5 protein-coding genes are annotated in these 8164 nt (G+C 67.8%); 3 read left to right on the top strand and 2 right to left on the bottom strand.

The features are described from left to right. The coding region (locus ACIRA7_RS13170; protein ID WP_396221303.1) for an ATP-binding protein at nucleotides 1–2962 on the top strand (2962 nt) is incomplete at its 5' end. Nucleotides 2963–2972: 10 nt separating this feature from the next. Here the strand turns inward: ACIRA7_RS13170 and ACIRA7_RS13165 are convergent. Both ACIRA7_RS13165 and ACIRA7_RS13160 read right to left on the bottom strand, forming a co-directional pair. Further along, nucleotides 2973–3614: a hypothetical protein gene (locus ACIRA7_RS13165; protein ID WP_396221302.1), complete on the bottom strand. Its 642-nt coding sequence runs from the start codon at nucleotides 3612–3614 to the stop codon at nucleotides 2973–2975. A gap of 82 nt (nucleotides 3615–3696) precedes the next feature. After that, a complete protein-coding gene (locus tag ACIRA7_RS13160) occupies nucleotides 3697–5010 on the bottom strand; it encodes a VWA domain-containing protein (RefSeq protein WP_396221301.1) in 1314 nt (437 codons plus the stop codon). Between the two features lie 419 nt (nucleotides 5011–5429). Here ACIRA7_RS13160 and ACIRA7_RS13155 point away from each other — a divergent pair, with 419 nt between their 5' ends. Continuing rightward, nucleotides 5430–5813 (top strand): BlaI/MecI/CopY family transcriptional regulator, encoded by a 384-nt coding sequence (locus tag ACIRA7_RS13155; RefSeq protein ID WP_396221300.1) that lies wholly within the window; start codon nucleotides 5430–5432, stop codon nucleotides 5811–5813. Next, complete coding sequence (locus ACIRA7_RS13150) at nucleotides 5813–8044, top strand: M56 family metallopeptidase (protein ID WP_396221299.1); 2232 nt, start codon at nucleotides 5813–5815, stop codon at nucleotides 8042–8044. The genes ACIRA7_RS13155 and ACIRA7_RS13150 overlap by 1 nt, the downstream gene beginning before the upstream one ends. The last annotated feature ends 120 nt before the right edge of the window (nucleotides 8045–8164 follow it).

The following is an 8164-nucleotide window of genomic DNA, read 5'->3' as shown; positions in this document are numbered from 1 at the left end:
GCAACTTCTCTGGGGAGACGCCCCCGTGGAGCGGTTGCGGCAAAATGTGCGGCAGGCGCTCTGGCGCTTGCGCCGTACGCTGGGTGACGCCCTCACCACGGGCGACGACGCCATCGCCGAGCTGTCGGCGGCGTTCGCCAGTGATCACCAGCTGTTCAGCCAGGCGCTCGAGCGCGACGACCTCGACGCCGCGCTGGCCGCCTACGCGGGCCCCTTCCTGGCCGGCCTCAGCATGCCGGGAGGAGACGAGTTCGAGGACTGGGCGGCAGGCGAACGCCAGCGCCTGGAGCAGATGCTGCGGCAACGGGTCGAGCCGGCGCTGACCGAACTCACCGGCGGCGGGCGGCACACGGCGGCCCGGGCGCTGCTGGAGCGCCTCACCATCGTCGCGGGCGACGTGCCCGACACCCACCGGATCGCCACCAAGACCTACCTGGCGATCGGCGATCGCCCCGCCGCGCGACGGGCGGCCGAGCGACTGGAGCTGCGCCTCGCCGACCTCGGCGCCGACGAGGCGGCATCGGCCACCGCGTTGATTGCCCGCGCCCGTCGTGATGTGCCCAAAGCCGACCAGAGCGACCCGCGCACCGTATGGGCGATGGACCTCACCGGACGAGAAGAGGTCTTCGCCACCGTGACACGCGCGTGGAAGCGCGCCCGGCAGGGCGAGACGCACGCCGTCCTCCTCACCGGCGTGGCCGGGGTCGGCAAGAGTCGTCTGCTCGCCGCGATGGCCGCCCGATGCGCCACCGGGTCGGCCATCGCCCTCGTGATCCGGGCCAATCCCGGCGAGCGCGAGATTCCCTTCAGCCTGGCGGCCCAACTGGCGCGGGCGCTCGCGGAGCAACCGGGCGCGATGGGGATCGATCCGACCAGCGCGCGCGAGTTGTCGGCGCTCGACCCGGCGCTCGCGGCCACCTTTCGCGTGAGCGCTGCCGTGCACGACAACGACGGCGAGGCCACGCGCCGACGGGCCTCCGCGCTCTACGACCTCGTCTCCGCGATCACCGAGCAGCAGCCGCTGGCGCTGCTATTCGATGATCTCCACTGGTGCGATCCGGCGTCACGCCAGCTGCTGGCCTCGGTGGTCGCGCGCGCCGTCCGTCTCCCGCTGCTGGTGGTGGCGGCGGCGCGCGGGATCGCGACGGATTTCCTGACGCACCCGAACGAGGTGCGCCTGCCGCTGTTGCCGCTCGACCTGGCGTCCACCATGGCGGCCATTCGCAGCTGTGGCACCTGGCCCGACGATCCGGGCGCAGGGCGTTTCATTCAGCGATTGGCCGAGAGTGCCGCTGGCATCCCGCAGCATGTCATCGAGCGCCTGTCGCTGGCGGTGGAGAAGGGCTGGCTGTCCAGCCAGCGCGGCACATGGACGTCGGCCGATTGGACGCAGGCCTGTGCCGACGTCATGGTGACGTCTCCGCTCGATCACCGGCTGCTCAGCTGTGCGGTGCGCGAGCGGGGCGTGCTGCTCACACTGGCGCTCGCAGGCACGTCGCTGCCGCTGCGCGTGGTCCATCGCGCCGTGGAACAGGCGAGCATGGCGCAGGTCATCGACGCGCTCGCCGTGCTCGAAGCGAAAGGCTTGGTGACGGCCCACGGCGACCGCTGGGAGCCGTCGCACGATCTGATTCTCGAACGCATGATCGGGCTGAGCACCGACACGGAGCAGGAGGCCGCGCACGCCCAACTGGCCGAGTCGCTGCTGGCCGATGGCGAAAGCACGAGCATCATCGCCGCCACGCGCCATTTCCTGAACGCGCGCCTTGAGGCACGGGCGGCGCTCGTGTTTGCGCAGATCGTCGCCCGCTGTCGCCGCTCCGGCGATCCGCGACATGCGTGGGATCTCGCCACCGATATCGTCGGCGCGCGGGCTGGCTCGCATGACATCGATGTGCTGGTACGTGCCATCCCCTGGTGGCAGCGCTCGGCGACGACGTCGCGACGCCTCGCGACGGCCGCCACCGCGCTGCTACTTGCCGCGCTCGCGCTCGGGGCCTGGACCGTTATGCGACTTCCGGCACTCGTGGCCGGTCAGGGCGTCGTCCTCGTGGATAATGCGCTGGTGTACGGCCCCGACGTCTACCGCCTCACGCCGCCACTCTCGGCACGGGGGCGCGCTACGCGGTCCGGCACGGAGTCCGGCACGGAGTCCGGCACGGGGCAGGACAGCACGGTGGTGCGCGCACGGATCGTCAGGGGGAACGCGGAGATTGTGATGGGCGGCGAGGCACGCATGGATTCGTCGGGCACGGTGACCTTCGGGGCGCTGCGACTGCGTACCACCGACACGCTCCTCACGATTCGGTTCGAGGCCGATGGCTACCGGCCGGCGACGATCGACATACCGATCAGGCAAGACAAGGTGGATGTCGTGGATGCGGCTGCGGTCCAGATACGCGACGGGCGCCTCGGGTCGCAGCGCATGACCGGGCGCGAGGCGCGCATCGACGTGGCGCCGGGAGCACCGATCACGGGGGTGATCCAGCTGCAGTACACGGCGAGTTGGCGGGCGGCGTCCGTATGGCTTGCGATGACGCCCACCTGGGGCGACCCGACAACGATCGGTCGCGACGTCATCCCGGTCGCCACACCGGTCCGCGACAACGTGATCGATGTCCCCATCGAGTACGTGGCCCCCGATATGCCGGGGCACTACTGGATACTGATGATCATCTCCGCCGAGCCGTCGGGCGGCTTCATTCTGTCGCGTTCGAACTGGACCATGGGCGCGCCGGTGTGGGGCGACGGCAACGACGTCGCCTCACTCCCCGACAGTGTCATTCGCACACGGACCCGTACCGGGTCGCTTACCACAAGAACCGCGTACTTTCGCGACGAGCGCATCGCGCTGAACGGATCGATCGGTGGCTGCCTGCCCAACCCATCGGGGCGACCGGCTGGCGTCGTGTACTGCGACCTGCCGATAGCACTGGCTGCGATCGAAGTCGTGGTGAAGTAGCGCGAGCGCGCTACTTCGAGAACCAATACCGCACACCAATGCGCACGCCGAGCATCTCCGACGGCATCTGCGCGACACCCGCCGCCGGCTCGCCGTTCACCTTCCATGTGCTGAAGTTGCCGCTGGTGTAGCTGCCGGCGCCCTCCACCGACATCGTCTCGGTTTGGAAGATCATCACACCAACACTCGCCGTCGCGCCGCCATTGAAGGCGGAGTAGTCGCTCAGCACGCCCTGCGCGTTGGCGTACTCGAAGGCCAGCCGACGCAGTGCGAGCCCTGCCTCGGCGAACGGACGCACGCGGGCCCCCGGCATCGACATCCACCGCAGGCCAAGATCCCCCTGCACCATCGTGTAGTCGGTGGACTTGGTGGCGACGCCCGACGTGGACGTGATCCGCGCCAGCCGCCCCACGAGCGACAACCGCGGCGAGGCGCCGTAGGCAATTTCTCCGCCGAACCCGAAGGCCGCATTGCCGCCGACGCCGGTGTAAATCGCCGTGTTCATGGTACCGCCCACCCCGTGCACCTGCGCGCTGATCCCCAGCGTGGACGGCGAGAGCGACTGGGCGGGTAGCAGCGGCGCGGCGATCAACAGGGCCGCGAGCGGCAGCGCGACGCGAGAGAGCGCCGCGCGTCGGACGGAATACAGCATGGGGAGGTCCCGAGGTGCGAGGAGTGTCGGGCGGACTTTCGAAATCTACGGCCCGACGCTCCCCGTCGTCACATCGGGGTCGTTACGGCTCGCGTCTCAGCGTGCCGTCATTTCGCTTCTTGCCGCGACGGGCATTGTAGCTGCGCTGCATCTGGTACTTGGCCTCCACTTCGCTGAACGCGCGACTTTCGTAGCGCTCGGCCAGCCCCTGCAGATCCTGCGCCTGCGCCTGGAGTTCGTCGCCGAAGTCCGGATCGTTCACCAGCGCACTGCTCTGCAGTGAGACCGACATCACGTGCATGACCGCCTGTGCCCCGTCGGCGTCGCCCTCTCGCTGACGACGCGCCGCTTCTTCGCGGGCCTTGGCCGCACGCGCCAGCAGTACGGCGTGCTCCACCGCCGGCACCAGCGAAGACTGCGTCTCCAGCGATGCCGCCACACCGAGGGTCATCGAGCGGTGTTCCACCCCGCCACCGTCGAGCAGCACGTCGGCCTGCACCACGAGCGTGGCGATCGGCGCCCCGCTGGTGGCGAGCGCATCGAGTCGATCGGCCGGCACGAACAGCTCGACCAACACCGGCTTCGGCTCGCTGGCATACAGATCGCCGAGGTCGAAGGTGAACGTGTTGCCCACGGACGTGGCGGGCCAGCTGGAATGCGTGGCAAACATCGCCACCGAGTCCTCCAGCGTCAGCGAAACCGACAGCCCCTGCGCCGACACCGACAGCAGATTCCCCATCTCTTCGGCGAGCACGTCCTGCGCCTGATCGGGGCGCTCCACGTACCAGCTATTGCCGCCGCCGGCGTCCGCCATGGCGCGCAACAGGTCGTCGTCATAGCCCTCGCCGACGCCGATCGTGGTGGTGGTGATGCCGATGGCGCGGGCGGTGCGGGCCAGCTCCACCAGCGTGGCCGGGTCGACGATCCCCGCATTGGCGTGGCCATCCGTAAGCAGCACGATGCGGCGCGACGACCCTTCCAGTGAGCCAAGCATGCCGTGCGCCTGCTCCATGTGCTGACGACCGCGCAGCCATCCGCCACTGAGGTTCGTGCTCCCGCCGCTGTCGAGGTCACTGAGCTGCTGGACCAGCTGGAATTGGCGCACGCGCGGGGCGGGCGGCGCGACGACGTTCACCTGATCATCGAAGGCGATCACGGAGACCACGTCGTCGGGGTGCAGACGCTCGACGGCGCTGATCGACGCGGCCTTGGCGGCGTCGAGACGATCGCCGCTCATCGACCCACTGCGGTCGAGCACGAGCGAGAGCGCCAACGGCGTGCGCTGGCGATGAGCCGGCACCTGGCCGGAGATAGTGAGGAGGGCCCGGACCACGACGCCGGCGGGTCCGGCGGGCGGGGCGATAGGCTGGTGATCAACGAGCAGGACGGCATCCATCAGACAAACTCCGCGTTGGAGGATGAGCGTAGGATGCTGGGGGGGTCTGACAGTGATCGCGCAGGATCTGTACCCCATCACCACTCCGCTGGGCCGCGAGGGCATCGATATCGCGCTCGCGCTGCAGGCGCCACCAACGCCCGGACGCTATTGGATCCTCATGGCCATTTCGGCAGAACCAGCGGGCGGCCCACGCTCCAGTACTGCGATGGCCAGCTAGCCATCACCGCCGTCGAAGTGATCGTGCGCTAACCGGCGTCAGCGCCCCGATGCGCACCGCGTGCGCATCGGGGGTTTGCGATGTGCCTGATTCTGCGTTGGTTCTGCGTTCGCGCCCTCCCCACGTCGCCAAAACTATGAAGCTAGTTGACAAGGCGCGCTCAACGCGTACGTTCAACTATCCCCTTAGTTGAGGCCATGTGAATCTTCCGACGTTGGGCGAGCGCGAGCTGGACATCATGACCGCCTTATGGGCTGGCGGCGCCGGCACCGTGGCGGAGGTGCGCGGTCGGTTGGGTGTTGACCTCGCGTACAACACCGTGCTCACGATCCTGCGCAATCTCGAGTCGAAGGGACTCGTGGATCATGAAGCCGAAGGGCGTGTGCACCGGTATTTCCCCGTCGCGAGTCAGGAGGCGATGCAGACGAACGCGCTCTCGCGGGTGGTCGCCAAGTTCTTCGCGGGGTCGCCGGTCAGTGTCATGGCGCATCTGCTGGAGAGTGGATCGCTCTCCGCCGACGAGCTGCGCACGCTGCACCGGCATCTTGATATGCGACTCAACGACCTCGAGGAGCGTGACTGATGCTCGCCGCCTTCATGCTGTATGCGACGGTGCTCTCGGTCGTGATCGGGGTGCTGGCGGTGCTGATGGAGCGGGCAGCCGCGCAACTCCGATGGTCGTTACGGTGGGTGTGGCTGATCGCCATGGTCGCGATGGTGCTGATGCCCACCGTCATGCGGCTCAAGACGCACCGCGAACCTTCCGCGAACGACCGCATCGTGCCACCCGTTTCCGTCTCGCGCATCACGGCGAATCTGCCTGACGCTGCGCCAGAGGCGCTGCCTCAGGCACTGACGGTGGCTGCGCCCGCCGCGGTCACGGAACGGCCCGTGCGCGTTCCACACGAGTCGATGACCACGCACTGGCAGCGCGTGCTCGACCAACTCATCGAACGCACGGCAACGGCCGATCATCTGCTGCTGTGTGTGTGGGCCCTGTTGACGGGCGGACTGGCGGTGCGTGTGGGTCGAGGGCTCTGGCGCCTGCGCATCCTCCCGCGCTCGTTGGAGCAGCGGTCGGTGCAGGGCACGACGGTGTACCTGACGGAGCGCTTGGGTCCTGCGGTCATTGGCGGAACGGGGTCAGCGATTGTTCTACCTCGCTGGGTGCTTCAGCTCGACCACGTGCTCCTGGCGTTGGTGCTACAGCACGAGCGAGAGCATGTAAAGGCGCGAGATTCGCGCGTGCTCGCCATCGGTCTGGTGCTGCTGGTGCTGATGCCCTGGCACGCACCACTCTGGTGGGCCTGGCAGCGACTGCGACTCGCAATCGAAGTGGACTGCGATGCGCGCGTGCTGCGCGCCGATGGCAACGTCAAGCGGTACGCACAGCTGCTGCTCTTGATGAGCCAGCAACGCCGCGCTCAGGGACCAGTGTCATTCGGTGACGCCCTGACATCGCCGCTGCTGCTGGCGTTCAACCCACAATTCCATCACCTCACGCAGAGGATCAACGCCATGACCGCTCGCCCGTCGAAGCACCCGCTGCGTCTCCTCACCATAGGGCTCGCCAGCGCGGTGGTGGCGACACTCGCCGTGGCGATTCCCGCACCTCCCAAAGTCGCCGTGGCGTCAGCGCCGATTCGCGCGGCAACGAGCCGTCCCCGCGAGGCGGTGCTCATCAAGGTGACCCGCCTCGGTATGCAGCTGGCCTCCCCCCCGGTGGCCGGAACCGCACCCGTGGAGATCGTGATCTACGGGACGGGGGCGGCGCGCGTGGGTATTGGTACGGCGTCACTCACTCTCCTAGGCGACACCATCCGGCTCGACCATCTACCAGCATTCACCGCGGATGTGTCGGCCGGTGATGTGCACGTGGAACTGCGCCGAACCGCCGGCACGGTGGAACTGGGCGGTGACGTGACCGGTGGAGCGGTGTCGACGTTCACGATTCGAGCACGTCATGTGGTGCTGTCGAAGCGGGGTGTGGGCGTCGCTGAGACCGCCTCGCCGCTTGCTCCGGCTGCGAGTCGGTCAATTGTACCAGAAGCAGTGCAAGGACCGGTTGCACGTGAGGCCGATGTCGAGTCGCTCGCCCGCCGAAGTATCGATCAACTGTTCGCCGGCGTGCCGATCAGTGCAGCGCAGCGACGGGAGGCGGAGGCTGTTGCCCGGAGCGGGATTCGACGCGCACGTGATGGTGCTTTGGAGTTGCGCCTTTCTCGCACACCTCGTGAGGCACAGACGTTCAGCGTCTTCAGCGGGCTCAGTGCCTTCCCGCAGGCGGTGACTGTGGTGTGTCGCACGCTCGGCAGCGATGTGACCTGCGAGATCAGTGCTCCGTTGCGCGCACCCGCCTCGCCGCTTGCTTCGGCGACCCAGTGGGATTCACTGGCGGCGAGAAGATCATCGATTGAGCTGCAGCGCGTGACAGTGCTCATGACATACGAACCACGGTTCGCGCGCCTGCAGGAGATCGACCGCACCCTCGCCGAGCTTGATGACGCGCTCCGAGCGCTACCGTCAGAGTCCGCATGGAATGTGCTGGAAATCGTCACGCGAGCGCTCGGCGCGCGGACCGAGGTACTGCTTGCCGCGCGCAAGCGCCTATCGGCGGACGGCAAGCGTTCCACGACCGAGTTCGCGGCAATCGACGCCGAAAGAGATCTACTGCGGGAGCGAACGTTGGCCCTCCGCCGCCTGCAAGTGCAGTGGAGACCACCGCTTAAACCGTATGCCATGCGATCGGTCGTTTCGGAGGCAGAGGCCGCTGCCCAGTCTTCTCGTGCCCCGGCACCCTCGTTGAAACACTGACCGAGCCCGTAGACACGTGCAGGACATCGTCGAGGTGTCCGCACGGTGGCGCCACTGTAATCCAACTGTAATCCGTCTTTTGCCCGTCGATCATGACGAGATGGGGATTGACGTCCTATT

Origin of the sequence: Gemmatimonas sp. (genome assembly GCF_044376735.1) — a bacterium.
GTDB lineage: Bacteria > Gemmatimonadota > Gemmatimonadetes > Gemmatimonadales > Gemmatimonadaceae > Gemmatimonas.
The sequence above is the reverse complement of the archived record's forward strand: the minus strand, read 5'-3'. Positions and strand labels throughout refer to the sequence as shown.